Below are 24,403 nucleotides of genomic sequence, written 5' to 3' on the forward strand. Positions count from 1 at the left end.
CGCCGCGGTATCGACGACGGGCTCCAACGGCGGGAATACGCCGGTGGACCGGGACCGCGCCATCGCCCAGGCCTCGGGCAGGACGAGTGCGCGCGCCTGCTCGTCGGTTTCGGCGACGGTGACATCCAGCGCGAGCGTGACCAGCGGGTGCTGGGCACGCGGGCTCGGCCGGAACTCCCGGCGGTAACCGGCCAGCGCCGCGTCCAGATCCGGGCTGTCCAGCAACGGCCCGCCGAGCACCGCCGGAAGACCCAGCCGTGCGGCCACCGTCAGTCCCCGTCCGGTGGCCAGGACGAACATGGGGATCGTCCGGTCGCTCACCGGGTGGGCGGTAACCGGACCGGTCCCGTCGAGAAAGTCACGCAGTTCGGCCAGATCGGCCGCGAATCGGTCAGGGGCGGCCGCGTCCTGCCGCATGGCCCGGCGCACCGGGGCCGTGAACGCCGGCGAACGGCCCAGCCCCAGATCGATACGCCCCGGAAAAAGCGCCTCCAGCATGAGGAACTGCTCCGCCACCACCAGCGGCTGATGATGCGGCAGCATCACGCCGCCGGACCCGATCCGGATCGCCGAGGTGCGGGACCCCAGCGCCGCCAGCAGGACCGGCGGCGACCCGGAGGCGATCCCGGGTACCGCGTGGTGCTCGGCCACCCAGAAGCGCCGGAATCCCGACTTCTCGGCCGCCACGGCCCGTTCGACGGTATGGGCCAACGCGGCCGATTCGGGTTCCCCGGCGCGGGTCCGCGACCGATCCAGCAACGACAGTTCCACACCTGTGGAACACCGGGTACGGGGCCGGTTCTTCCGGATGGCCGCAGCGGACTCCGCTGCCGGGTTCCGGTGGGGCCGGCCCTTATGGCTACCATTGTCCGGATAGTTTGGCCCATTGTTCGGAGGACTGCATGGCGCGCAAGGTGATCGTCGAGCTGGTCGACGACTACGACGGAACTTCCATCGCCGAGGAAACTGTCACGCTCGCTCTGGACGGTGTCACCTACGAGATCGATCTCTCGGCGGACAATGCCGAGAAGCTGCGCGACACAATCGGTTTCTGGACAACGCATGCGCGCCGGGTCGGTGGCCGGGCGAAGGGTAAACAGCGGCCGCAGGCGGCGGGCAGCAATGCCCGGACCCAGACGATCCGGGAATGGGCCCGCAAAAACGGTTTGGAAGTGTCGAGCCGGGGCCGGATCTCGGCGGAGATCGCCGAGGCATATCAGAAAGCCCACCCGTAATACATCGCGAGTCCGGGCGAATTGTCCCCCCCGCCGGACCGTGGTGCCTCCGCCGGGAATCGGTGCCGGCTTTCCGCTGAGCTCGGGGCGGCGGTCCACCGAGCGCGATTCCTCGTCGATCGACCGGCCCGGCGGATAGGCCCGGGCCTCCGGCCGTCATGGTCGTTCGGGCATCGGGGACCGTGGCCCGAGGCAGGGCGCACGCGATTCGGGCCGACCGATCCCACCGCTCACCTCCCGAGCCGTGCCGTTTCGCGGGTGCCGGTGACGCGTTGTCAGGCGGACCCGAGGCACGAGCACAGTGGACGGTCCGCCGGGACAGGTGAAATCCGAGGCCGCGGCCGGGGAGCTGATCGGCCGGTTCGGCATGAGCGTTCCCGTGACTCCCCCGGCGATCAATGGGTGACCTGACCGCCTCCATCTGGACGCCTCATTCCCGGTGACGCCGGTCCCGCCCGCACGCGGCACTCTCTTCCGGGCCGACCAAAACCATCCCTACCTGCTCGGACACCGAGGCCGCCCGCACCGCGCCGGCCGGTCACATCGACCCTTCCCGCAGTGATACCCGCAAGCGTCTCCGGGCGAAACAGATCACAGAACGGTAACGGACCCGGGTCCGTCGACGACGGACCAATCGGTATGCCGAGACCGTGGCGGGGGCCGCGCGCTGTTCGGCACCGGTCGGGAACCGCGTGACCGGCACCGGCCGGTCACCTCGACCCTGTGCTCACCCGGACGAAAGGCCCTGCTCCGCGATGCGAACCCGATTGTCCCCGGCGCCGGTGGACGCCCTGAACCGCCGTGCCCTCTGGCTGGTCACCGCCGCATTCGCGGTGGTCGCCCAGGCCCTGTTCCTGATCGGCGGCAGTACCGCGCCCGCCCGGGCCGCCTTCGACCCCGCCGGCACGGACTTCTGGGTCGACTCGAGTATGGGCCCGATCAAATCGCGCGTGTTCCGCGCCGCCGACGGCAATACCTCGCGGGTGGTCTACGCCCTGGACGGGATGCGCGCTCGCGAAGACCTCAGCGGCTGGGAGATCGATACCGATATCGCCCGGGAATTCACCAAATGGAATATCAACGTGGTGATGCCGGTCGGCGGCCAGTCCAGTTTCTACACCGACTGGAATGCGCCGAGTTCCTTCCTCGGGGTGACGCCCGGATCGGGTTCGACGGCCGGATCGTCCTCCGGATCGTCCTCGGGGTCCGGCGGGTTGCAGGCCCTCTCGGGCGGCCCCGGCAAGTCCTACACCTATAAATGGGAAACTTTCCTGACTCGTGAACTGCCCGCCGCACTGCGGGACCGGCTCGGCTTCGCCACCCGGCGCAACGGTGTCTTCGGCTTGTCGATGGGTGGCAGCGCGGCCCTGACACTGGCCGGCGACCATCCCGACCAGTTCAGTTTCGCCGGGTCCTACTCGGGCTACCTGAACATCTCCGCACCCGGGATGCGGGAGGCGATCCGGGTCGCGATGATCGATGCCGGCGGCTACAACGTGGACTCGATGGCCGCGCCCTGGGATCCGAAATGGTTGCGGATCGACCCGTTCGTGGCCGCGCCCCGGCTCGTCGCGAACAACACCCGGCTGTGGGTCTCGGCGGCGAGTGGCCTGCCCACCGCGACCGACGGCCCGAGCGTCGGCACGGTGAACGGTATGGGCCTCGAGGCGCTGGCACTGGTGAACACGCGCGCCTTCCAGATCAGGATGGCGACCCTGGGCGCGCAGAACGTGCACTACGATTTCCCCGCCTACGGCATCCACGCGTGGAACAACTGGGCCGATCAAGCCCTGCGTATGCTTCCCGATCTCTCCGCCAATATCGGCTGACGACAATGTCTGTTCGTGAAATAAGCTGCTCCAGTGCACAATTCGCACCGCGTCCGGCCCCTCCGCACCCGCTCTCGAACTCTGTGGCCTTCGGAGAAATCGGTGGAGTGAGCCGTCGTGAGTTCTGACGATACGGCGGTTTCCGAAAACCGGGAATCCCTTTCCGCACCGGGACCGGGGCTGCCGGTGGGCTATCGGTACCGCGCCCGCGACCACTACGTGGTCGGCCGGGAGAAGATCCGCGAATTCGCCCGCGCGGTGCAGGATCATCATCCGGTCCACTGGTCCGAGGACGCGGGCGCGGACTACGGATACGGCGGTCTCATCGCACCGCTGACGTTCTTCTCGGTACCGGGGTTCCTCGCACAATCGGAGATGTTCGCCTCGGTCATGACCGGCTACGACCTGAGCCAGATCATGCAGACCGATCAGGTGGTCCGCTACTACCGGCCGATCCGCCATACCGACGCGCTGTTCTTCGAGGTGCGTGTGGAGTCGTTCCGCAGGGCTTTCGGCGGCGATCTGATGGGGTTCCGGACGCTGGTCACCGACCGGAACGACGAACCGGTACTCGTCTCGCACACCAGCATCGTGGGCCGGACGGGCGTCGGGTCCGACCTCACCGGAATCGGCGCCGGGGTTCTCATGCACGGATTCCGGCCGGGCGGCGCGGAGGATCCCCGGCCGGCGCCACCGCCGGTGACCGGTGAGCTGTGGGAGGAACTGACCGGCGACGACATACCGTCCCCGCCGGTGAGCAGCTACACCCGCGCCTTCGAAACCGTCGCGGTCGGTACCGAGCTCCCGCCCCGGACCGTGCGGTTGACCGCGGGTGATCTGGTGAACTACGCCGGGGTGTCCGGTGATCCGAATCCGATCCATTGGAGCGGCGAGATCGCGGGACTGGCGGATCTGGAATCCCCCGTCGCGCACGGCATGCTGACCATCGGTATCGGTGCCGGATTCATCACCTCGTGGCTCGGCGATCCGGGCGCCGTCCGGGAATACGCGGTCCGCCTGACCAGCCCGGTGCATGTCACCGGGGAAGGGGCCGATATCGAATACTCCGGACGGGTGAAGGCGGTCGATCCGGTGCGGAGGACGGCGACCATCGCTCTCACCGCCCGGCACGGCGGCCGCCGGATCTTCGGGCGCGCGACCGCGGTGGTCCAACTCCGCTGAGTGGAAGGCGGCGGCCGGGTCGCGGCCGCCGCGAGCGGCGCGGCGTCGGGCCGAGTTGACCTCGAGTCGGGTTCAGGTTCGAGGATGGTGCCATGAGCACGAACGAAGCGCCCACCGTCACGGATTCCGGGACCGACCACACCGCCGATATCGCGGCGATCGAGCAACTGATCAAGGATGTCGAAACCGGGTACAACACCAACGACGCCGAGCTGATGGTCAGCGGTTTCCTCGCCAACGCAGCGGCCGGGAATGCCGTGGGCACGGTGATCACCGGCCGCGAGGCACTGCTCGAGGCCGCGCGTCTCGGACTGGCCGGTTTCCTGAAGGACGAGTACGTCAGCTACGAGCTCACCGATATCGTCTTCCTCCGCCCGGATATCGCGATCGCGCACAAGGCCGCCCGCGCGCGCACTGCCGACGGCGTCCTGCTCGACCGGGACCCGGCGATGGTCGCGCTCTATGTCCTGGTCGCCGAGAACGGACGCTGGTGGGTCGCCGCCCGGCACAACACACCGGTGCCCGCGGCAGGCTGACGGACCGTTCGGCACGTAGCACAGCACGGTATCCGGCGAGGCCGCTTCCAGGCCCGCGAACCCGGCGGCCGAAATCCCCCGCACAGTATCGGCGAGACCGCTCCCGGACCGGCGAACCCGGCCGCTGCGCAGTCACGACACGGCACCGGCGAAACCACCCCGAACACGGCGAATGCGCAGTCGCGACAAGGCGTCTGCCGGCCACCCCGGACCGAGGAAATCCGCCGACGCTCCGCCCCGGCACGGTTTCGGCGGAGCCGCGTGCGAACACCGGGCGATTGTCGCCGGACGCGCCGCTCAGCCGGCGCCCGATGTGCTCGTAGTGGTTTTCGGGAGGCCGTATTCCGGTGCGGCGGGCACCTCCGGCGCCGGACCGAGGGCCCGGGGCGGCGCGCTCAATGCCGCGGCCGCACCGATACCCGCCCCGATCCCGGCACCGATTCCGGCGAGCGGCGCGGCCATGAGGGCGAATCCGTAGGCGGCGCCCAGCGGTGCCGCGGCGAGTCCGATCGGCGCGAACGGCGCTCCGATCGCCAGTCCCATCGCACCGCCCACACCCGCGCCGATGAGAGCGAACGGGCTCGCGAACGCCGCTCCGGCGGCCGCGCCGATCGCCGCGGCACCCATGGTCTGCCCGGCCACTCGATCGGAGCGGGTGCGTTCCATACCGATCGAATCGAGGAAGGTCGCGAGGTTCGCTTCGGCCGCCGCGGAGCCGTCGTTTATCTGGATGGCCTGTTCCCGGGGTAACCACTCCGGGGAGTCGACCTGGACATCGCCGAAACGCAATGCGCCGGGTGGCGGCGCGATCGGGGGCACGGGCGCGACGGGTACCGGAGCGTGCAGTGCTTCCACCGGCGCGAGGTAGCCGTTTGCCGGCGCCGGCCGCGCCCACTGCAATGAGGACAGGATGTCGTCGGGAATCCGGACGCCCCGGTACGGCCGCACATTCGGCGCTTCGGCGCTCGGCCACGGCGCCGGCTCCTCCGCCTGCCCCGTATCACCGGCGGGGTCGGCCGGAATCGTCTCGTCCGCGACCGGGGCGAGGTGCCCGCTCGAATCGACCGGACGGTAGTGGTCCTGTTCGGCGGCGGCGGTGCCGGTTCCCACCAGGGTGAGCACGACGGGGACGGCGCCCGCCACCACCATGGACCCCACCCGGGTACGACGCGGGCTGACTGCTCTGTGCTTGCCGGTGCCCATCGATCACCTTTCACCTGAAAGAGATGCTGTCATTTCACATTCGTATCCGTGCATCGATTCGGATGGGTCCGAATCGGCTTCCGGGGAGGCAGGTTTTCGTCGGCCGCGAGGCCGCGGGCTGCACAGCGACACAGCGACACAGCGACACAGCGACACAGCGACACAGCGACACAGCGACACAGCGACACAGCGACGAGCGTGCGCGCATGAGCGCCAACACGGACGCTCCGCCCCGCCCGCCCCTGGGGACTCGCGCCGGCGAACTATACCGCCGTCGATGAACAACCCTGCATCCCCACAGTTTTAGAGTCGGCGGCACCCACCGGTACATCGCGGGCCGGTTGGGCTACCGAGCAGTATCAACACCGCAACCGGCATGTTACTGTCCAGTAAGTCACAGCATGGCGCAGACCATATTGAGCCGCGGCTGTGATCCAGCACTCGGAGAAGGGTTCCGGGGCGGACAGCATGGAGAGTTGGCGATGTTCGGAGAACGACGGCGTTTCCGGCCCGGAGTGCGCGGGTGGACCGGCCGCATCACCGCAGCGGCGGTAGCCGTGGCCTGTCTCACCGCGGTAGCCGCGGTGGCGACCGATCGACCGGAGGCCGCGGCCGCGCCCGAGTCGTTCTACACACCGCCCGAGCAGATCCCGGCCGAGCCCGGCACGGTCGTCCGAACCCAGCCGATGTCGCTGCTGGCCACCCTTCCCTCGGATCAGGGGTGGCCGGGCAAGGCCGAGCACATCATGTACACCACCCGGCTACAGGACGGATCACCGGTCGCGGTCACCGGAACCTATATCGACGCCGCGGGACCATGGCTGGGCGCGGGACCCCGCCCGACCGTGGTCATCGGGCCCGGCACGTCCGGCCAGGGAGACCGGTGCGCCATGTCGAAGGCGTTCTCCACCGGTATCACCATCACCACCGACCCGTCGCCGTCGCTGTCGGCGAATCAGGAGCTGCCGTCGTCGGCGGTGTGGAGTCGCCTCGGCGCGCGCGTCCTGGTGACCGATTACATCGGGCTGGGCACCCCCGGAATCCATACCTACGCGAACCGGATCGAAGAGGCGCACGCCGTCCTCGACGGTGCGCGGGCGGCCAACAACCTGGCGGGAACCGGTCCCGGGACACCCCTGGTGTTCTGGGGCTATTCCCAAGGTGGCGGCGCGGTCGCCGCGGCCGCGGAGATGCAGCCCGAGTACGCACCGGAACTGAACCTCAAAGGCACGTGGGCCGGCGGCCCGGTGGCCGATCTGGCCGCCATCCTGGAACGGATCGACGGTGCCCTGATCGGTGGTGCGATCGGCTTCGCCATCAACGGACTGCTCGCGCGCTATCCCGACCTGGAGAAAGCCGTCGGCCGGGTGACCAACCAGAACGGCCGGGACACCCTGGCGGCGCTGAGCGACGCCTGCATCGGCGATGTCATCACCCGTTACCCGTTCCTGAAGACCAGTTCGCTGACCAACGACGGCCGTCCGCTCAGCGCCCACCTGCAGGCCATACCGGAGGCCGCACCCGCGCTGGCCGAACTGCGGGTGGGCACCCTCACCCCGGCCTCGCCGGTGCTGGTCACCAGCGGTCGCAATGACGACACCGTGCCCTACGACCAGGCGCGGCAGCTCGCCGACGACTGGTGCGCCAAGGGCGCCACGGTCACCTTCCGGACCAACGAGCTGCCGCCGCTGCTGCCCGGCACCACCATCCCGAACCATTTCGGCCCGGAGATGATCGACGGATTCGGCCCCGACAACGCGATCACCTATCTGCTGGATCGGCTGGCCGGCACCCCGATCTCCGGCTGCACCGTGGACTGAGACGACCGCCGAGGTATCGGCGAGCGACCCCAGAGCGGCGGGCCGGCCCCGGGAACGTCCGGTCCGGCCCTCCGAGTCTCAACGGCGGACAGGCTCGGTTGCTCGAACACGCTGCCGCGCCACTGCTTCGATCGTCCCCCGCCCACTCCGTGCGCTGGACGACACCTCACAGCGCAGTATCGCGGAGGTGACACTGCGAGGCGCGGGGCCGAGGGCGCGCGCGATGGTTCTCCGGGAGCCGGCCCAGGCCGATCACGCACCGTGCGAGCATCTCGTTCGACAAGCTGTCGATCCCGATCTCACCGGCGCGGATCGCCGCCGACAGCGGCGTTTTCAGCTGCCGGACCCGTCCGTTCGACAGCGTCGGCAAGCCGGTCGTTGTAGGCGCGCAGCCCGGGATGCCCCCGCTTCGGCGGCGCGGTACCTAGACGGAGGGAGCGCCGAGATCGGTGAACGAGCCGCCGCGCCCGGCCCCGGCGGTGAATCGCTCGACACCGGATGCCGCTTCGGCCAGGGAAATGACTCCGTGCTCCCATTCGTTGGCGATCGCCTCCTGTTCGGTCATCCCCTCCTGCTGCAGCAGCGAGAGCCGGTCGTGCCGCTGACAGGTCCGCGGGAACCGCGCGATCTCGGCGGCGAGTGCTTCGGCGGCCGCCCGTTCCTCCCCCACCGGGACGACACGGTCGGCCAGGCCCATCGCGTGCGCCTCCGCCGCATCCACGGGCCGCCCGGTGAGCACCATGTCCATGGCCCGCCCGGTGCCGATCAGCCGCGGCAGCCGCACCGTACCGCCGTCGATGAGCGGAACTCCCCACCGCCGGCAGAAGACACCGAATACCGCGTCCGCGGCGGCCACCCGCAGATCGCACCAGATCGCCAGTTCCAGCCCACCGGCCACCGCGTGACCGGCGACCGCGGCGATCACCGGTTTGCTCAGCTGCATGCGGGTCGGCCCCATGGGCCCGCGGCCCTTCGCCGAGAGCGGATTGGCACGTTCGGTACCGACGGCCTTGAGATCGGCACCGGCACAGAAGTTTCCGCCCTCGCCCCACAGCACCGCCACCGCCGCCGAGTCGTCGTTCTCGAAGGCGGTGAACGCGTCGTACAGGGCGGTGCCGGTGGGTCCGTCGACCGCGTTACGGGCCTGCGGCCGGGACAGGACGATGGTGAACACCGGTCCGTCCCTTTCGATTCTCACGGGTGCGCCGGTCATAGTCGTCCCTTCGTTCGCGGTCACCGCCCGAGCCTATGACCTCGGACGCGCTCCCGGGCCGATCCACACCGATCGGGCCCGCCCCGTTTCCCCGGTCCGCTCCGCGAGTGCGCGATCCGGTCCCACACGCCCGGCGCGGCACCGCGAATGTCCCCTGCGGTCCGGCGGGATCATCAGTAGGCGGCGGCCGACCTCGGACACGCGGTCATCGCACAGCGGCACCGGATCCGGCGGAACGGATACGGGCGGAGGTGGTCTCGGTACCGAGCAGGCCGAATGCCTGCAATGCCAGATACAGTTCGGCCGACTGGCGCGGGTCGGTGGTGTCGCGGCCGGTGAGATCCCGGACCTTGCGCAGCCGATAGCGGACCGTATTGCGATGGCAGTGCAGGCTTTCGGCGACAGCCGCGGCCGATCCGCCGTAGCGGTACCAGGATTCGAGCGCAGCAATCAGATCTGCCCGTTCGGCGACCGGTTGGTCGAGCAGTGGACCGAGGATCTGTGCGGCGGCCCGCCGTCCGGCCTCGGGAACGGCGACGAGAAGGTGGGCGACCGGTTCGTCGCCGAAACGGACCGTGGCGGCCGAACCCGGCCGCACCGACCGGGACGCCAGACGTGCCTCGATCAATGCCGCGGTGATGCTGTGCGGTGTCGTGAAGGAGGCACTCAGACCCACCCGGCCGGTCACACACGCCGAGATCGTGGCCCGGGCGCGGTCGAGTGCTTCCGCGGAGGCCGCCGACAGGAACCCGATATACGCATCGGTCTGGGCGTCCCACACCGAGCGGACCCCGATATCGCGTAGCGCAGCGGTGAGCCTGCCCGGCAGCGGCGCAGTGGGTTCGGTATCGATGGCGACCACCGCGAACGCCCCGCGTTCGGGGAAACCGAGAGTGCGCAGCACGTCGAGAACGCGGGCGGGGTGACCGGAATGGTCGTCGAACAGGGTGCGGATCAGCCGGCTCTGGATCTGGGCGTCGGTATGCGCGAGCAGCACCTCGGTTTCCCGGTAGGACTCGACGGCCGCGTCGGAGTACAGATCGACCAACTCCCATAGGCGGGTGGCCAGCTCGTGCAGCCGGGCGTCTCCCGGCCCGGCCGACCAGTTGGTCAATTCCTCCCAGATGAGCCGGCCGCCCAGCCGATAGGCGTGCAGCAGGCTCGCGACCGGGATTCCCTGTTCGGCTTTGAGGCGTCCCGCGGCGCGGGCCGGCCGGAGCCGCAACGGGCCCGTTCCGGCCAGCGCCTCGATCACCGCGGTGAGATTTTCCCGGCAGGTGCGGTACAGCTGATCAGCGGTCAGCAGCCCCGGCTCCCCGTAGGCCGGATCGGCCGCCGTGATCCGGCCGACCAGTACATCGGTCAGCGCCTCGACGGAATCGGCGAGCGCGGCGGCCAGGGGCGCCGCCGGCGGCGCGGGCGTGCTCATACTGGAACAGTCTAGCCACCCGGCCGTGACCCACACCACGCCGCTTTTGTGCCGAGGCACAACAGCGGGCCGCGGATGACGCAACGCCGACACATTCCCTTCGGGCACCGGCACAGCCACACTGTTTCCTACTCGGATCATCGGATCTCAGCTACGGAGTGTGCCCACGTGCAGCCAGAACAGGCCGTCACGGCCGACACGGTCATCGACACCGCGCTCGCCGAACTCGCCGACGGCGAACAGAGATGGTCCCGGCTGCCCCTGACCGGACGGCGGGCCCTCCTGGACCGGATGCGTACCCTCACCGGCCGGCATGCCCGCGAATGGGTCGATGCGGCGGTGCGGATCAAAGGACTCGATCCCAAGTCTCCACTGGTGGGCGAGGAATGGCTGTCCGGGCCCTATGTCTTCGCCACGAGCCTCACCGCGGTGTCACGGACCCTCGAATCCCTGGAACGCGGTGTGAGCCCCCTCGCGAACGCGACCTTCGGCAGCGCCGCCGGCCGGGTGACCGTGCGCGCACTCCCCGCGGGCCTCTACGACGAACTCCTGCTCAGCGGTTTCCGCGCCGAGGTGTGGTTGCAGCGAGGCGTCGACGCGGCCACCGCCCGGGCCCGCGCGGGCCTGGCCCAGCTCGACCCCGCCCGCACCCACGGGATCGGCGCGGTACTGGGGGCGGGGAACATCACCTCGATCGCACCGCTGGACACGATCTACGAACTCATCGCGCACAACCGTGTGGTGGCGCTGAAACTGAACCCGGTCACCGACCCGCTGTTACCGGTGCTCGAGAAGATCTTTGCGCCGCTGATCGAGCTCGGCGTGGTGCGGGTGCTCACGGGTGGCCCCGAAGTCGGCGGGCAACTGGTGACCCATGAGCGGATCTCGCACGTCCATATGACCGGCAGCGCCGCGACACACGACGCCATCGTCTGGGGTACCGGCCCCGCGGCGGCCGAACGGAAGAAAGCCGGCACTCCGCTCCTGGACAAACCCATCAGCAGCGAGCTCGGCGGCGTATCCCCGACAATCGTGCTGCCCGGCGAATGGAGTACCGCCGACCTGGAATTCCAGGCCGAGCACATCGCCACCCAGCGGCTGCACAACGGCGGCTACAACTGCGTGGCCACGCAGGCGGTGCTCGTATCCGCGGACTGGCCACAGAAGGACGCCTTCCTGGCCGCCCTCACCGCGGCCGTCGATCGGGCGCCGAATCGCCACGCCTACTATCCGGGCAGCGACGACCGGGTCGCCGGGGCGCGGGTGGGCTACCCGGATGCTCGCCGGCTCGGCCGCCGCGGCGAGCGATTGCTGGTCACCGGACTGGACCCGGATACGGACGAAGCCCTGTTCACCTCGGAGTACTTCGCACCTGTCCTCGGCATCGTGGAACTACCCGGCAGCGGAGCCGATTTCGCCCGCACCGCGGTGGACACCGCCAACGAGAAGTTCACCGGCACCCTCGGGGTGAACATCGTCGCGCACCCGGACACCATCGAGGCGCTCGGCACGGAGTTCGACGCCTCGATCGAGCGGCTGCGCTACGGCACCGTCGCCGTGAACGCGTGGACCGCGGTCGGTTACCTGACGCCCACCGCGAGCTGGGGCGCGTATCCGGGCCATACGCTCGACGATGTGCAGAGCGGTATCGGCGTGGTGCACAACGCCTGGCTGATCGAGGGGATCGAGCGCACCGTCGTACGGGGCCCGTTCCGGCCCGCGCCGCGATCGGTGCTGCACGGCGAGTGGTCACTCACCCCCAAGCCCCCGTGGTTCGTCTCCAACCGGACCGCCGCGCGGACCGGGCAGCTGCTCACCGATTTCGCCGCCGATCCGCGCTGGTCGCGCCTGCCCGCGATCTTCGCCTCCGCGCTGCGCGGTTGATCTCGCCCGAGCGCACCGTATCGGGCCGTCAGGCCAATCCACCCAGCCATCCTGCGGCATCGAGCCGGAAGGCCCCCGGCGTCGCCACGGCGCGCAGATCGTCCTCCATTGCGCGGATGCGGTCTTCCCCGCGCTCACGCGCCCAGTTCCCGCGCAGCCGGTCGAAGATCTCGGCCGAGCGGGTCAGCGCGTCGAAGCCCTGCGTGGTGAGGCGGACGAGGCGACGCCGGGTATCGGCGGGATCATCGGCACGTTCGGCGTATCCGAGCGCGACCAGGCGATCCACCGTTTTTCCGGCGGCTTGTTTCGAGATCCCCAGGCGACGGCCGATATCGCTGGCCGAGGCCCCGTCGGCGCCGATGGCCTGCATGGCGAAACCGTGCGCGGGCCGCACTTCCGGGTGTCCCTGCCGAGCCAGTTCGGTGTGCAGTTCGTCGATCAGTGTCCGGAATCCGGCGAAAAGCAGCAGCGGCAGCTCGTAACCCGCCCGCGGCGGGCCGGCCGAAGGCGGGACGGCCGGGACACCCTTGGCATAACCGTCAACCTGGTTTACTATCTCCGGGTAATCGTCAACCATGTTGTCCATCTTAGGAGAAGTGTGTTCACCGCCCACACCCTGGAGACCGCTCCGCCCGCCGCCCACTCGGCGATGCGCGCCCTGCAGAGCACCACCGGTACGGTGCCCGACGCCGTACGCCGCCTGGCCGGATCACCCGAGCTGCTCAACGGATTCCTCGCGATGAGCGCCAGTTTCGAAGGGTGCACGCTCGATTCGACGGCGCGGGAGGTCGTCATCATGACCGTCGCCGTACGCAACGACTGCCATGTGTGCATCGCCATGCACACCGGGAAACTCCGCAAACTCGGCGCGCCGCCGGAAATCGTCTCCGCCCTGCGCGCGGCCGCACCCCTTCCCGACGCGCGACTCGAAGCGATCCGCGTGTTCACCCTCGACGTCCTCGCCACCGCGGGCGGCGTGGACGACGCATCCGTCACCGCGTTCATGGCCCAGGGATACACCGAACGCAATGCGCTGGAAGTCGTTCTCGGTATCGGCACCTACACGATGTCGACACTGGCCAACCGCCTCGTGCGCGCCGCATGACCGCCGCCCCGGCGGCGCCGGATACCGCCGGGGACACCCAAGGGGATCAGTTGCAGGTCGATCAGCCGGCCCCCCGGACCGGAACGGAGGTAAGCGCCCGCCGGGCCAGCGCGAGCCATCGGAGCTGCTCCGTTTCCGGGATCGTATCGACGGGCGCGGTGGCCATCAGCAGGATCACATCATCGGTGGTGACATCGGAGTAGAGCGAACCCTCCCGGTGCGCCGCCGCGACCAGCCGATCCACCGCGAGGCGACCGCGGTCCCGGATCTCCCCCAGCGCGTCCTCGGCCAGTGGGGCCACCGCGAACCGGAACAGTCGCTCCTGTTTCATCTCGAGCACCACACTCCGCAGTAGCGCGAGCAACTCGTCGATGGCCGGCGCGGCGCCGGTCTCGACCCGCAGCAATGCCGCGTCCAGCGACCCGGCGATCGTCTCGGCGAGATCGGCCACGGCCCCCTCGATGAGATCCTGTTTCGCCGGGAAATGCCGATAGAGCGTCCCCACCGCGATCCCCGCCGCGGCGGCGATCTCGTCCATACCGATCCCGGGCCCGCGCTCGACCACCAGTGTCCGCGCCGCCGCGATGATCGCCTCCCGATTGCGCACCGCGTCCGCGCGCCTGCCCCCGGCCATCCGTACCAACTCCCTCGCCTTGCCGACAAAATGAACTACCGGTTCACTTTATCGTGAACGACACGTTCATCTTAGATGGGAGCCGACCATGTGGACCGAAGCAGATATCCCCGACCTGGGCGACCGGATCGCCGTCGTCACCGGAGCCAATACCGGGCTCGGATTCGAAACCGCCCGCGCATTGGCCGAGCACGGCGCCACCGTCGTCCTGGCCTGCCGCGATCCGGACCGCGCCGCCGCGGCCGCCGACCGCATCACGGCGGCCGCACCGCTGGCCCGCATCGATCGCGTACCACTCGACCTGGCATCGCTCGGGTCGGTCCGCACGGCGGCGGAGCTGATCCGCGATCGTTACTCCCACCTCGACCTGCTGATCAACAATGCGGGCGTGACCGGCTTGACCGGCGTGACCGAAGACGGCTTCGAGGCGCAGTTCGGTATCAACCACCTCGGCCACTTCGCGCTGACCGGACTACTGCTGGACCGCCTCGTCGCCGCGCCGGCCGCGCGCGTGGTGACCGTCAGCAGTATCGGCCACCGCTTCGGCCGGATAGATGCCGCCGACCCGGCCGCGCCGAGTGGAAACGCCTACGGCAAATCGAAATTGGCGAACCTGCTGTTCACCTACGAACTGGCGCGTCGCCTCACCGGCACCGCGGCCACCGCACTCGCCGCCCACCCCGGCGGTGCGAGCACCGAGGTGTTCCGCTACTCCTCCGTCGCGTTCCGGCTGCCGAACCTCGCCATCGCCCGGCTCTTCGGCCGGACCCCGGCCATGGGTGCGCTACCGACACTGCGTGCGGCCACCGATCCGCTGGCCGTGGGGGGCGACTATTACGGGCCCACCGGCCTCTTCGAAATCCGCGGCTATCCGGATCGGGTGCGGTCCAGTGCCCACGCACACGACCGGCACCGGCAGGCGAGTCTCTGGTCGGCCTCCGAAGAACTGACCGGTGTGCGGTTCGCTGTCAGCGGAACCTCCGGCACCTGAAACGGCGTAATCTTGTAATCAAGTAATTCCCCTAGCTGAGAAGGTGCACCATGAGACATGGACAACGGGGGCGTGGATTCGGCCGGCCCGGCGGCTGGCAACAGGCCGACCTACCGGACGCCGCCGACGCGGCCGATTGGTTCGCGGGACGGCTGCCCAGCGACTGGTTCACCGGCAGTCCCGCCATCGAGATCGACCGGGACGAGATCGTGGTGGTCGGCGAGCTCCCCCTGCCCGCCACGGAGTCCGGCGCGGACGAGAAGCCCGCGGCCACCGAGGCGACGGCCGGCGGCGACGAGACCGGCCGCACTGTTCCGAAAGCGACGAAGCAGGGGGCGGTGGCCCGTTTCCGGGAGACCACCCGGGCCGCGCGGATGCAGATCGCCGACGAGGCCCAGCAGCGCTACGGCCGCAGTGTGGCCTGGGGTGTCTCGGTCGACGGTGAGCGGATTCTGTTTACCCACCTGGCGGTACCGGTGATGACGCGGCTGCGCCAGCCGGAGCGCAAGGTGCTCGATACGCTCGTCGACGCGGGAGTCGCGCGGTCCCGGGCCGACGCGCTGGCCTGGACGGTGAAGCTGGCGGGTGAGCACACGCAGAGCTGGCTGGAGGAATTGCGCACCGCCATGCGCAAGGTCGAGGACCTTCGGTCCGAGGGCCCGCAAGGGCTCTGACTCACGACCCGGCCGGCCGCATCCGGGTTCCGGCACGATCGTCGTCCTCCGGCGCCGCCGGAGGACGACGCCGGCATATCAGCCGAGGTGCGCCGACAGCAGCCAGGCCGGTACCGATTTGCGGCCCTTCGGTTCGTCGCGCAGGTCGGCGAACCGCAGCAGCGGTTCGCCCTCCGGAGATTCGAGGCGCTCCGGCAGATTCGCGTGGATCCGCGCCGGGGCGATCTCATCGATCACCCAGTACTTCGATACCGCGTCGTGGAGTTCCTCGGCAGTGACCGGCGCCGGCCCCGCGCCGGGAAGTTCGGGAAAGCCGGCCCGGTCGAACACCAGGGCGAAGTAGGCCGCACCCGGGGCGGCGGCCCGCGCGATCGACCGCAGATAACCCTCCCGCGACGCCACCGGAATCGAGTGGAACAGCGTACTGTCGACCACGGTGCCGAAGCGGCCGTCGTAGCCGGTGAACGAGGTGATGTCGGCGACCTCGAAGGTGGCGGCGCTCAGGCCCCGCCGTTCGGCTTCGGCTCGGGCCGATTCGATCGCGGTCGGCGCGAGGTCCAGGCCGACGGTGGTGAAACCACGCTCGGCCAGATACAGCGAAATGGCACCTTCACCGCATCCGGCGTCGAGGACGTCCCCGTGAAATCTGCCCTGGTCGATGAGTGCGGCGAGTTCGGGCTGGGGTTCCCCGATACTCCACGGCGGCGCCACGTCCGGCCCGAACGGACCGGTTCCGCGATAGACGGATTCGAATTCGAAATCACCCGGTGTGGTCATACACCACGACTAGCAGCCGATTCGGCGCATGTACATGTAACCGCCACCGGAAGCCCTGTGTCCGGCCGAGCGCCCGGCCACCGTTCACCGTGGCCGGCACCGGCGGCCGTCCGCCGGGCCGCACCGGCCACCGCCCGTCGGGTATGTCGCGGCCCCCGACGACACGGGCCCGAGGCAGCGCCGGTTCCGCCTGCCCGGCGACGCCCGGCCCGGCATGACCCGGAGAGGCGGTCCTCCGCACCGCACGGCGGTCAACTCGCGCGGTTCGAACCGGCTGGGCCGGATACACGGCCGCCGCGCGACCAGGGCGGACCGAGCGCATGATACTTGATCAGGCATTTCGCCTGGCGGGTTCGCCTCTCGGCCGACCACCGAGGGTTCGGAAGAGCGTGTGGGCCGAGGCCCGGCCCACATCCGTCTGAGTCAGTGACCTGCGGTTATTCGATATTCTTCGACAAACCGAGATGGCGAAACCTGATCCTGCCACCCGGCCTACGCCGACCCGCACCCCACTCTCGAGATCCGTATGCGGATCATATTTGCTGGTTACAGGGAATAATCCGCTCATCCCTTGCCGCCAATGGCTATAGACGGCCCCCGCCACGCAAATCCCCGATTCAACGAACATGACACTTGTACAGCTGTTAAGTTACTAAGTATTCTTCAATTATCAACCCGGTGGCGCCTCTGCGCCACCGCGATGCTCGAACTCGACGAGGAGTGGCGACATGGACCGACTCAACAGGCGGGATGCGTTGAAAGCCGGCGGCGTGCTGGGCGCGTTCGGCGCCCTCGCCATCGCGACCCCGGCCAGAGCGCAACCGTGGACCTGGTCGCCACAGGGATCGGTGGCGGGCAGCGGCGCCGGTGTCGACCCGCTGGGCGTCTGGGATCCCGAAGCCGACGAACTGGTCGCCTCCCTGCTCGACCGCGGTGCGGTACCGGCCGTCAACGACCTGCTGCGCACCTGGACCCGCAACGGTCAGCCGTTACCGGACGGGCTACCTCCGGATCTGCGGGATTTCATGGAATACGCCCGGCAGCTGCCCCGGTGGACCGATCCCGGCAAACTGGCCACCGCGGTGGATTTCAACAAGAAACGCGGTCTCTACCTCGGCGTTCTGTACGGTCTCGCCAGCGGCATGATGAGCACGGTCATCCCCAAGGAAGCCCGGGCGGTTTATTACTCCAAGGGCGGCCACGACCTCAAAGACCGTATCTCCAAAACGGCGAAACTCGGCTACGACATCGGCAGCGGCAACGCCTACGGCCCGGATGGGCAGATGGTCGTCACATGCGTCAAGACGCGCCTGGTGCATGCCGCGGTGCGGCATCTGCTGCCGCAGTCGCCGCACTGGGTGCATTCGGCCGACGAGGACATCCCCATCAGCCAGAACGACATCATGGTCACCTGGCACAGCCTGCCCACCACCGTGATGCGTCATCTCACGGCATGGCAGGTGCCGATCCCCGTCCACGAATCGGATGCGTTCCTGCATTCCTGGCAGGTCGCCGCGCATCTGCTCGGCGTCCGCGACGAATACATCCCGAACTCGTGGGATCAGGCCGACTCCCAGGCGGCGCAGGTGCTGGATCCGATCATCGCGCCGACCCCGGAGGGTGTGAAACTGGCCGACCGGCTACTGCGCCTGGGCACGAATCTCGACCTTGCCATCCTGAGCAAGGGAGTCCTCGGTGCCTTCACGCGCTTCCTGCTCGGTGACAAGATCGCCGATGAGCTGGCCATCGCCCGCGAACCGGTCTGGGATCCGCTGCTGCGGTTCAGCTGGGGCCCGTTCATCGCGGTCCGGGAAGGCATACTCACCGTCGCCCCGCCGACGCAGGAGGCGTACTGGCTGTTCGACGAGTTCCTGCGCCAGTTCGCTCTGTGGTATCTGGCCGAACTCCGGATGCCGATCAGTATCGAGCTCCCCATGATGAACCGGGATATGAGTCAGCCGCCGCGCTGACCCGGCCAGCCCGGTCGAGCCCGCACGGCCCCTCTCCGTGCGGGCGAGCGGGCGTGTGCGCAGCCCCGGCGTCCACTCCGGACCCGAGTCGAGCGCGTTTCACGGGGGTTCCGCCGGCTGCGGTCTCCCTTCTCACTCGATCAGCTACCCCCGCGGGGTGACCAGATGGAGCAGTCATGCCCACACGATGGAAATCCGGCGTCGCCGCCTGCTTCTTCGCGCTCGTGGCCGCAGTTGTCCAGGTCGGCGCGGCCCCGGTAGCGGCGGGCACACCGGCCCCGTGCCCCGATCTGTACGTCGTAGCGATCCCCGGGACCTGGGAGACCTCCGATGCCGAGCCCGGCACGGGCATGCTCGCGGCGACCGTCGACCGGCTGCCGGGAAATGTGGCGGTGGACTACGTCGCCTACGCCGCGACGGCCTTCCCCTGGGAGGGCGAAGTCTACGGCCGCTCCAAGCAGGAGGCGACCGATCGAGCGCGCGATATGGTCGCGGCCGCGGCGCGGGCCTGCCCGGCGACACGTATCGCGATACTCGGCTACAGCCAGGGCGCGCACGCGGCCGGTGATCTCGCGGCCGAAATCGGTGCCGGGTCCGCCACCGCGCCGGCGGAACGAATCGCGCTGGTGGGGCTTATCGCCGACCCCCGGCGTTCCCCCGCGGACACCCTCGTCGGCCCGGCGGTGCCCGGTGCCGGAGCGGTCGGGGCGCGGCCGGGCGGTTTCGGCGCGCTCGGCCCGCGCACATACACATTCTGCGTGGACGGCGATCTGTACTGCGCGATGCCCGACGGCGATATCGCCGGGCGCCTGGCCGGACTGGTGGTCCAGATGTCGAATCCCGATCCGGCCGATATCGGCAGCTACCAGCGGCAGGTTGCCGCACTGTTCGGTGATGCGCTGGCCGCGGGTGGTCTCGGCCTGCCGGCGGAGGAATTCGGTGTCTCCGCCTACGAGCAGCGCCGGAAACAGATCGACGATTTCCTGAAATCCGGCGCGCATCAGAGCTATCCCGACTATGTCGTCGATTCTGCGGGCGCCACCGCCCTGACCTGGCTGCGACAGCGGCTCATCGAGGCGACGAACTACTGAGCACCGGCGTGGTCCGCCGCGCCGGGAAGCCAGCTGTTGCCCGGCACGGTCCACCGCCGGTCCTTGATCATGCGGCGGGCCGAGCGCCGGTTCCGGCCGATCAGCCGGTCCAGGTACAGGGTTCCCGCGAGATGGTCGGTCTCGTGTTGCAGGCACCGGGCCAGGTATCCGGTGGCAGCCACCGTGACCGGAGCTCCGGTCATATCCACACCCGTCACCTGCGCTCGGTGCGCCCGCCCCGTGGGAAACCACTCCTCCGGAACGGAAAGGCACCCTTCGAGATCGTCCTCCGGATGGGGCATGCCCTCCGGTAGCGCGGAGGTCCACAGCACCGGATTAACCACGTGGCCGCGGTAGCGGGTGCCGGAATCGGTGAGGTCGTAGACGAATACCGCACGCGGATCGCCGATCTGGTTGGCCGCCAATCCGGCGCCGGGGGCGGCGGTGTTGGTATCGAACAGGTCGCCGACGAGGGCGGCGAGCTCGTCGTCGAACACGGTCACCGGGAGCGCGGGAGTGGTGAGCCGCGGGTCGCCGGCGATGAGGATCGGTCGCACAGTCATGTCGGCCAGACTACTCAAACGCGAGTAGTCGTGTAAGACTGGTCAGGTGAACGAGACCCGCTTGTTCGTCCTGGCCGCCCTGGCCCGGCGCGGACCGATGCACGGCCACCAATTGCGCCGGGACGCCCGTCTGGACCGTGCCGACCTGTGGTCACGCGTCAAACCGGGCTCCCTGTACGGCGCGCTGCACCGCATGGAGAGCGAAGGCCTGGTCCGCCCGTTACGCACCGAACAGCATGGCGCGCTCCCCGCCCGCACGATCTACGAGATCACCGACGAGGGTCTGCGGGAACTGCGGGCATTACGCGACGAAGCGTTCACCGAGGTCGATATCCGGCCCGACCCGGTCGATCTCGCGCTGGCCGTCGGTGACGATCTCGATCCGGAGTTGTTGCGCGGCTACCTCGAGGACCGGATCGCCGCGCTGCGCGCGATCGGCTCCCGCATGGAGCATCAGCTCGACCGCCGCTGGCCCGACCAGAGCACCGCCGACGATCTCATCGCCGAACACGCCCGCCTGCGGATACGCACCGAGATCGAGTGGCACGAAAAGGTACTGGCCGGTATCGGCAAACCGGACTGAGCCGCACGAGCCCGGGCCTGCTCGGTGCACAACACCAACATTGCCGGATCGATCGAGGTCTGATGGTCGTCCGCCGGTGACGCTGTCCGTCAAGCGTCGCCGGCGGCAGCACCGAACAGCGGTCCGGCTCCGGCCGCGGCCGGAGCGCAGCCGAGGGCTCGACACAGCGACCAGATGGTCACCTGGGTCGCGGTCAGCACCGGCACTCCCGCGGCCTCGGCCAGGGCCGCGGTGAGATGGTCGGTGTGCAAGGCGGTTTCGGGTAACAACACCACCTCGGCCTCCGGATGTACTGCTCGGGCCACCAAGTCGATGATGCGCTCGTCTCCCCAACGAGCCAGGTCGTGATCTGTGCGCGCATTCGCGTCGACGCGGTGCACCACCGCCGCGTCGGTCTCACCGAGGTGGGCGATGAACTCATCGGTGAAATGCGAGGGATAGACCGACGCCACACCGACCCGGGTGACTCCGAGATGGCGGACCGCGTCCTGGAAGCCGCGCAGTGTGGTCGTGGCGCGGCATCGAGCAACCCGGGCGAGGGTGGCCAGTTGGCGCCCGTGGTCGTGGGCGCTGCGCAAGAAGCTCGCAGAAGTGACCGCGAGGGCGACGGCCTCGAACCTGCCCACGGAACCGTCCAGCGCGGTCGCGAGCAGTGCCGGATCGCCCAGCCCGGCCGCCGCCTCCGTCAATCGGTCATCGGACATGTCCGCCAGGTCCTCGGCCACGCCGGGCGGCCACCGCAATTCCACCACCTCCAGTCCGGCCCGCGGTGACACCCGCCCCAGCAGCCGCCGGAAGTCCTCGACGTCGGCATTCGCCGTGGGAAAGAGCGCCCCGAAACGCAACGTCGCCATCACCTCACGGTCGCACACCCGGATCCACGGTTCGAACCCGGTGCCGGACTCGATGGCCTCCGGTCCCGCAGCCTCCGCGAAAACCCCTTGGCGCACCACGACGGCCACTGCTACCTTTCCGGGGACCGTGCAAGAGAACGAGGGGGTGGTACCCGTGAACGCAGTATCGACATGGGTGCTCCCCTCCGGGGTCACGGTCGGGCGATAGGTCGTCCGGGAGCGCCGCTCGCGAGCACTCCCGAAAGGCACGACAATGCACTTCACTTCCGAACAGCGTCTCGACGACGGCGTCCTCGAACGCGAATTCACCCTCGGCGAGATCCCCGGCATCCTGTGGACGCCCGCATGCGCGCCCACACCGGTACCACTGATCCTGGTCGGCCCCCCTCCTCTCGGGCTGCGCACGGTGTATCCGCGACTGCTGGCCCGGGCCCGGGCCACCGTGGCCGAGGGCTACGCCGCGGCCACCATCGAACTCCCCGGCAGCGGTGAGCGGCCCCGCGACGCCGCCGCCGACCGGGCCCTCGCCGACCTGCACCGGGCGCTGGCAGCCGGCGGGCCGGTCGACGACGAGATCGTCGACCGGCTGATCCTTCCGCTGGTCGACAAGGCGGTCCCGGAATGGCAAGCCACCCTGGACGCCCTTCTCGCGCTGCCCGAGATCGGTGGCCCGGTCGGGTATTCGGGCGGGGTGATCTCCATCGGTGTCCGGCTGGCGGCGGTCGAGCCGCGTATCTCGGCCGCCCTGCTGTTCGCCGGCAGTTTCGTTCCCCGCGCAATAGTCGAGGAGGCCCGGCAGGTCACTGTTCCGCTGCAGGTACTGCTGCAGTGGGACGACGAAGGAAACGACCGGCAACAGGCCCTGGATCTGTTCGACGCCTTCGGCTCCGCGGAGAAGACATTGCACGCCAATATGGGCGGGCATACCGGCGTCCCGCAGTTCGAAGGGGACGCCGGAACCCGGTTCTTCGCCCGGCATTTGAAGTGAGGCCGGACGACCGAGCCGATTGACGACAGGAGAGGTCGGCCGAGATACCACTCATCTCGAGCAGGCGCCGCTGCCCACGCGTGCCTGCTGCGGTCGACTTCTTCCTGTCAGCTCGACACTCTGGCGTACAACGAAATGCAGCCGAGCTCGAGCAGCGTCGCTCGGAGGTTGTGGCCGGTCCGGGACCGGCAGTCGTGCGGTGCGAGCGGTTCCGGAGCACAAGTTTCCGACGTCGACACGAGGACAGTGCGGAAGCGCGGAATCCGCGTCCGAAAACTCGATAACCGAAAGCTCGACGCCCGAACTCGACTTCTGCCTTTCCGGGCCGGCCTGTCCACGGCGTGGTCGGCCGCGCGATCGAGCAATGCTTTGGTACGGCGCCGGCGGCTCTGACCGCCGGCACCTTCAGGTCTTATCGTGTAGGTATAGGGTCCGAATTGGCAGGACAGTCCTTTCCTACCAAGTACCCGCCTAAAGGTTGATCCGGTGGTTGAGGCATCCGGGCCACTGAGAACGGCAGCCGGACGCCGATCAGGTCAGATCTTGCCGAGGACCCGGTTCAGCCTGGCCTTGCCGTCGGCGAGCGTGTATGTAACACAAGCGATCGCCAGCTCCCCGGCGGCGATCCGGTCGGCGATGATCTGTGAACGCTCCCGCAACAGGTCTGCGGTCTCGGCAACGTGACGGGTTTCGAGATCGTCGACCGAGTCGAGGCCTTCGCGGCGGCCGAGCAGGATCGACGGGGTAACCCGTTCGACCACGCTGCGGATGAACCCGCCGGGCACCACACCGGTGTCCAGGGCGTCGAGGGTGGTGCGCACCGCGCCGCAACGGTCGTGGCCGAGCACCACGATCAGCGGCACATTCAAAACCGCGACGCCGTATTCGATCGACCCCAGTACGCTGGCGCCGATGACGTGCCCAGCAGTGCGGACGACGAACATGTCCCCGAGGCCCTGGTCGAAGATGATTTCGGCGGCCACCCGAGAGTCCCCGCACCCGAACAGGATCGCCGACGGCGCCTGGCCGGCGGCGAGCTCGGCCCGGTCGGCGGCACCCTGGCCGGGGTGGTGCAACCGGCCCTCGACGAAACGGTCGTTGCCCTTACTCAGTGCCTTCCATGCGGAAATAGGGGTCGAATCCCCCACATGCATCATTCTGCATGCCTTGTTCTGCCGGTCGTTCGCCGTATCAGCGGAACCGGATACCGGTAGCGCGGGCGGGGCCGCGCGTTCCGGCCGCACGCCGGACAGACCTCGCCAGCACAACCACGTCGTCGCCTCGACTGCTTCCTGTTTCGGTATCGGCCGACCGGTCGCAACCCACTCTTGTGCGCATGTCTGCGCGGCTCCCACCAACCCGACCGCCAGCAGACGCGACCGCTGTGGCTCCCACGTCGTCTGCGAGGCGATTGCGGTGAATACCGCATCGACACAGCGCGTTCGACCACGCTGCGTCGTCCACTGGACCGATGGCTCCTCGACCCCGGGCGCGTCGAACAACACCGCCCAGAACTGCGGGTGGTCGTCGACGAAATCGAAGTAGGCCGCCGCTATCGCTGTCGCCGGCGTTGTCTGCGTCGACGCCAATCCACCGGCCCAGCAGAGCGCCTCGCTCACCCCGCGCACCAACCGGTCCCACGCGGTGTGCAAGACCACCAGATACAGGTCGAGCTTGCTCGAGAACGACTTGTACAGCGTCGGCTTGCTGAGCCCGGCCAGCTCGGCGATCTCTTCCATGCTCGCCTCGTGATACCCGCACGCGGAAAACACCGCCGTCGCGGCGTCCAAGATCTGGTGTCGCTGCGCCGCCCGTAGTTCCCGAAACATCGCCTGCATTGGG

General features: G+C 69.1%; 24 protein-coding genes and 1 pseudogene. 13 read left to right on the forward strand and 12 right to left on the reverse strand.

Features of this window, described 5'->3' with window-relative positions:
- Window positions 1–771, reverse strand: a 771-nt coding sequence (locus ON38_RS27105) for an MsnO8 family LLM class oxidoreductase (RefSeq protein WP_039827868.1), incomplete at its 3' end; no start/stop codon positions are given.
- 131 nt (window positions 772–902) lie between these two features.
- Between ON38_RS27105 and ON38_RS27110 the strand changes: the two genes are divergently transcribed.
- The 4 genes from ON38_RS27110 to ON38_RS27125 all read left to right on the forward strand — a co-directional run bounded on the left by ON38_RS27110 (window position 903) and on the right by ON38_RS27125 (window position 4,782).
- Window positions 903–1,235 (forward strand): histone-like nucleoid-structuring protein Lsr2, encoded by a 333-nt coding sequence (locus tag ON38_RS27110; protein WP_039827869.1) that lies wholly within the window; start codon window positions 903–905, stop codon window positions 1,233–1,235.
- 755 nt (window positions 1,236–1,990) lie between these two features.
- Window positions 1,991–3,064 carry an alpha/beta hydrolase gene (locus ON38_RS27115; RefSeq protein WP_083873130.1) on the forward strand — a complete coding sequence of 358 codons (1,074 nt, stop codon included), beginning with the start codon at window positions 1,991–1,993 and terminating at the stop codon, window positions 3,062–3,064.
- A gap of 117 nt (window positions 3,065–3,181) precedes the next feature.
- Window positions 3,182–4,246, forward strand: coding sequence for a fused (3R)-hydroxyacyl-ACP dehydratase subunits HadA/HadB (locus tag ON38_RS27120; RefSeq protein WP_083873131.1), 1,065 nt, complete (start codon window positions 3,182–3,184; stop codon window positions 4,244–4,246).
- A 92-nt stretch (window positions 4,247–4,338) separates the two neighbouring features.
- Complete coding sequence (locus tag ON38_RS27125; RefSeq protein ID WP_039827870.1) at window positions 4,339–4,782, forward strand: SgcJ/EcaC family oxidoreductase; 444 nt, start codon at window positions 4,339–4,341, stop codon at window positions 4,780–4,782.
- Between the two features lie 297 nt (window positions 4,783–5,079).
- Here the strand turns inward: ON38_RS27125 and ON38_RS27130 are convergent, their stop codons facing one another.
- Window positions 5,080–5,985 carry a hypothetical protein gene (locus tag ON38_RS27130; protein WP_174372466.1) on the reverse strand — a complete coding sequence of 302 codons (906 nt, stop codon included), beginning with the start codon at window positions 5,983–5,985 and terminating at the stop codon, window positions 5,080–5,082.
- Window positions 5,986–6,467: 482 nt separating this feature from the next.
- Here ON38_RS27130 and ON38_RS27135 point away from each other — a divergent pair, with 482 nt between their 5' ends.
- The gene (locus ON38_RS27135; RefSeq protein WP_039827871.1) at window positions 6,468–7,805 is read left to right on the forward strand and encodes a lipase family protein; all 1,338 of its coding nucleotides are present in this window, start codon (window positions 6,468–6,470) and stop codon (window positions 7,803–7,805) included.
- A 166-nt stretch (window positions 7,806–7,971) separates the two neighbouring features.
- Here ON38_RS27135 and ON38_RS27140 read toward each other — a convergent pair whose 3' ends face one another.
- The 3 genes from ON38_RS27140 to ON38_RS27150 form a co-directional block, all read right to left on the reverse strand.
- Window positions 7,972–8,175, reverse strand: coding sequence for a hypothetical protein (locus ON38_RS27140; protein WP_039827872.1), 204 nt, complete (start codon window positions 8,173–8,175; stop codon window positions 7,972–7,974).
- 54 nt (window positions 8,176–8,229) lie between these two features.
- A complete protein-coding gene (locus ON38_RS27145; RefSeq protein ID WP_039827873.1) occupies window positions 8,230–9,018 on the reverse strand; it encodes a crotonase/enoyl-CoA hydratase family protein in 789 nt (262 codons plus the stop codon).
- Between the two features lie 205 nt (window positions 9,019–9,223).
- On the reverse strand, window positions 9,224–10,447 hold the full coding sequence (locus tag ON38_RS27150; protein WP_039827874.1) for a PucR family transcriptional regulator: 1,224 nt from the start codon (window positions 10,445–10,447) through the stop codon (window positions 9,224–9,226).
- 168 nt (window positions 10,448–10,615) lie between these two features.
- On the opposite strand from ON38_RS27150, the gene ON38_RS27155 reads away from it, so the two are divergent.
- Entirely contained in the window at window positions 10,616–12,331 is a 1,716-nt protein-coding gene (locus tag ON38_RS27155) for an aldehyde dehydrogenase family protein (protein WP_051165237.1), read from the forward strand.
- Window positions 12,332–12,359: 28 nt separating this feature from the next.
- Here ON38_RS27155 and ON38_RS27160 read toward each other — a convergent pair whose 3' ends face one another.
- Window positions 12,360–12,908, reverse strand: a complete 549-nt coding sequence (locus ON38_RS27160; RefSeq protein ID WP_218000843.1) for a MarR family winged helix-turn-helix transcriptional regulator — start codon at window positions 12,906–12,908, stop codon at window positions 12,360–12,362.
- Between the two features lie 21 nt (window positions 12,909–12,929).
- Here ON38_RS27160 and ON38_RS27165 point away from each other — a divergent pair, with 21 nt between their 5' ends.
- Complete coding sequence (locus tag ON38_RS27165) at window positions 12,930–13,436, forward strand: carboxymuconolactone decarboxylase family protein (protein WP_039827875.1); 507 nt, start codon at window positions 12,930–12,932, stop codon at window positions 13,434–13,436.
- 61 nt (window positions 13,437–13,497) lie between these two features.
- On the opposite strand, the gene ON38_RS27170 is transcribed toward ON38_RS27165, so the two are convergent.
- On the reverse strand, window positions 13,498–14,070 hold the full coding sequence (locus tag ON38_RS27170; RefSeq protein ID WP_039827876.1) for a TetR/AcrR family transcriptional regulator: 573 nt from the start codon (window positions 14,068–14,070) through the stop codon (window positions 13,498–13,500).
- An 88-nt stretch (window positions 14,071–14,158) separates the two neighbouring features.
- On the opposite strand from ON38_RS27170, the gene ON38_RS27175 reads away from it, so the two are divergent.
- Both ON38_RS27175 and abmR read left to right on the forward strand, forming a co-directional pair.
- Complete coding sequence (locus ON38_RS27175; RefSeq protein ID WP_039827877.1) at window positions 14,159–15,061, forward strand: oxidoreductase; 903 nt, start codon at window positions 14,159–14,161, stop codon at window positions 15,059–15,061.
- Between the two features lie 50 nt (window positions 15,062–15,111).
- Entirely contained in the window at window positions 15,112–15,735 is a 624-nt protein-coding gene (abmR, locus tag ON38_RS27180) for an ATP-binding transcription factor AbmR (RefSeq protein WP_039827878.1), read from the forward strand.
- A gap of 78 nt (window positions 15,736–15,813) precedes the next feature.
- Here abmR and ON38_RS27185 read toward each other — a convergent pair whose 3' ends face one another.
- Window positions 15,814–16,512, reverse strand: coding sequence for a class I SAM-dependent methyltransferase (locus ON38_RS27185; protein WP_039827879.1), 699 nt, complete (start codon window positions 16,510–16,512; stop codon window positions 15,814–15,816).
- Window positions 16,513–17,240: 728 nt separating this feature from the next.
- Here ON38_RS27185 and ON38_RS27190 point away from each other — a divergent pair.
- Both ON38_RS27190 and ON38_RS27195 read left to right on the forward strand, forming a co-directional pair.
- The gene (locus ON38_RS27190; RefSeq protein WP_039827880.1) at window positions 17,241–18,482 is read left to right on the forward strand and encodes an oxygenase MpaB family protein; all 1,242 of its coding nucleotides are present in this window, start codon (window positions 17,241–17,243) and stop codon (window positions 18,480–18,482) included.
- Window positions 18,483–18,658: 176 nt separating this feature from the next.
- Window positions 18,659–19,573 (forward strand): cutinase family protein, encoded by a 915-nt coding sequence (locus tag ON38_RS27195; protein WP_083873134.1) that lies wholly within the window; start codon window positions 18,659–18,661, stop codon window positions 19,571–19,573.
- Here the strand turns inward: ON38_RS27195 and ON38_RS27200 are convergent.
- On the reverse strand, window positions 19,567–20,136 hold the full coding sequence (locus ON38_RS27200; RefSeq protein WP_039827881.1) for a peptide deformylase: 570 nt from the start codon (window positions 20,134–20,136) through the stop codon (window positions 19,567–19,569). The two genes, ON38_RS27195 and ON38_RS27200, sit on opposite strands and share 7 nt — an antisense overlap.
- A 46-nt stretch (window positions 20,137–20,182) precedes the next feature.
- Between ON38_RS27200 and ON38_RS27205 the strand changes: the two genes are divergently transcribed.
- Entirely contained in the window at window positions 20,183–20,719 is a 537-nt protein-coding gene (locus tag ON38_RS27205) for a PadR family transcriptional regulator (RefSeq protein ID WP_039827882.1), read from the forward strand.
- Window positions 20,720–20,808: 89 nt separating this feature from the next.
- On the opposite strand, the gene ON38_RS27210 is transcribed toward ON38_RS27205, so the two are convergent.
- Window positions 20,809–21,681, reverse strand: a complete 873-nt coding sequence (locus ON38_RS27210; RefSeq protein ID WP_051165240.1) for an aspartate racemase/maleate isomerase family protein — start codon at window positions 21,679–21,681, stop codon at window positions 20,809–20,811.
- Between the two features lie 145 nt (window positions 21,682–21,826).
- Between ON38_RS27210 and ON38_RS27215 the strand changes: the two genes are divergently transcribed.
- Window positions 21,827–22,561 carry a dienelactone hydrolase family protein gene (locus ON38_RS27215; RefSeq protein WP_039827883.1) on the forward strand — a complete coding sequence of 245 codons (735 nt, stop codon included), beginning with the start codon at window positions 21,827–21,829 and terminating at the stop codon, window positions 22,559–22,561.
- Window positions 22,562–23,097: 536 nt separating this feature from the next.
- Here the strand turns inward: ON38_RS27215 and ON38_RS37685 are convergent.
- Together ON38_RS37685 and ON38_RS38280 are read right to left on the reverse strand one after the other, a co-directional pair.
- On the reverse strand, window positions 23,098–23,709 hold the full coding sequence (locus ON38_RS37685; protein WP_039827898.1) for a carbonic anhydrase: 612 nt from the start codon (window positions 23,707–23,709) through the stop codon (window positions 23,098–23,100).
- Window positions 23,710–23,835: 126 nt separating this feature from the next.
- Window positions 23,836–24,399, reverse strand: a pseudogene (locus tag ON38_RS38280) (TetR/AcrR family transcriptional regulator); the annotation flags it as partial.
- Between the last annotated feature and the right edge of the window lie 4 nt (window positions 24,400–24,403).

This window comes from Nocardia testacea NBRC 100365 (assembly GCF_000308775.1).
Lineage (GTDB): Bacteria > Actinomycetota > Actinomycetes > Mycobacteriales > Mycobacteriaceae > Nocardia > Nocardia testacea.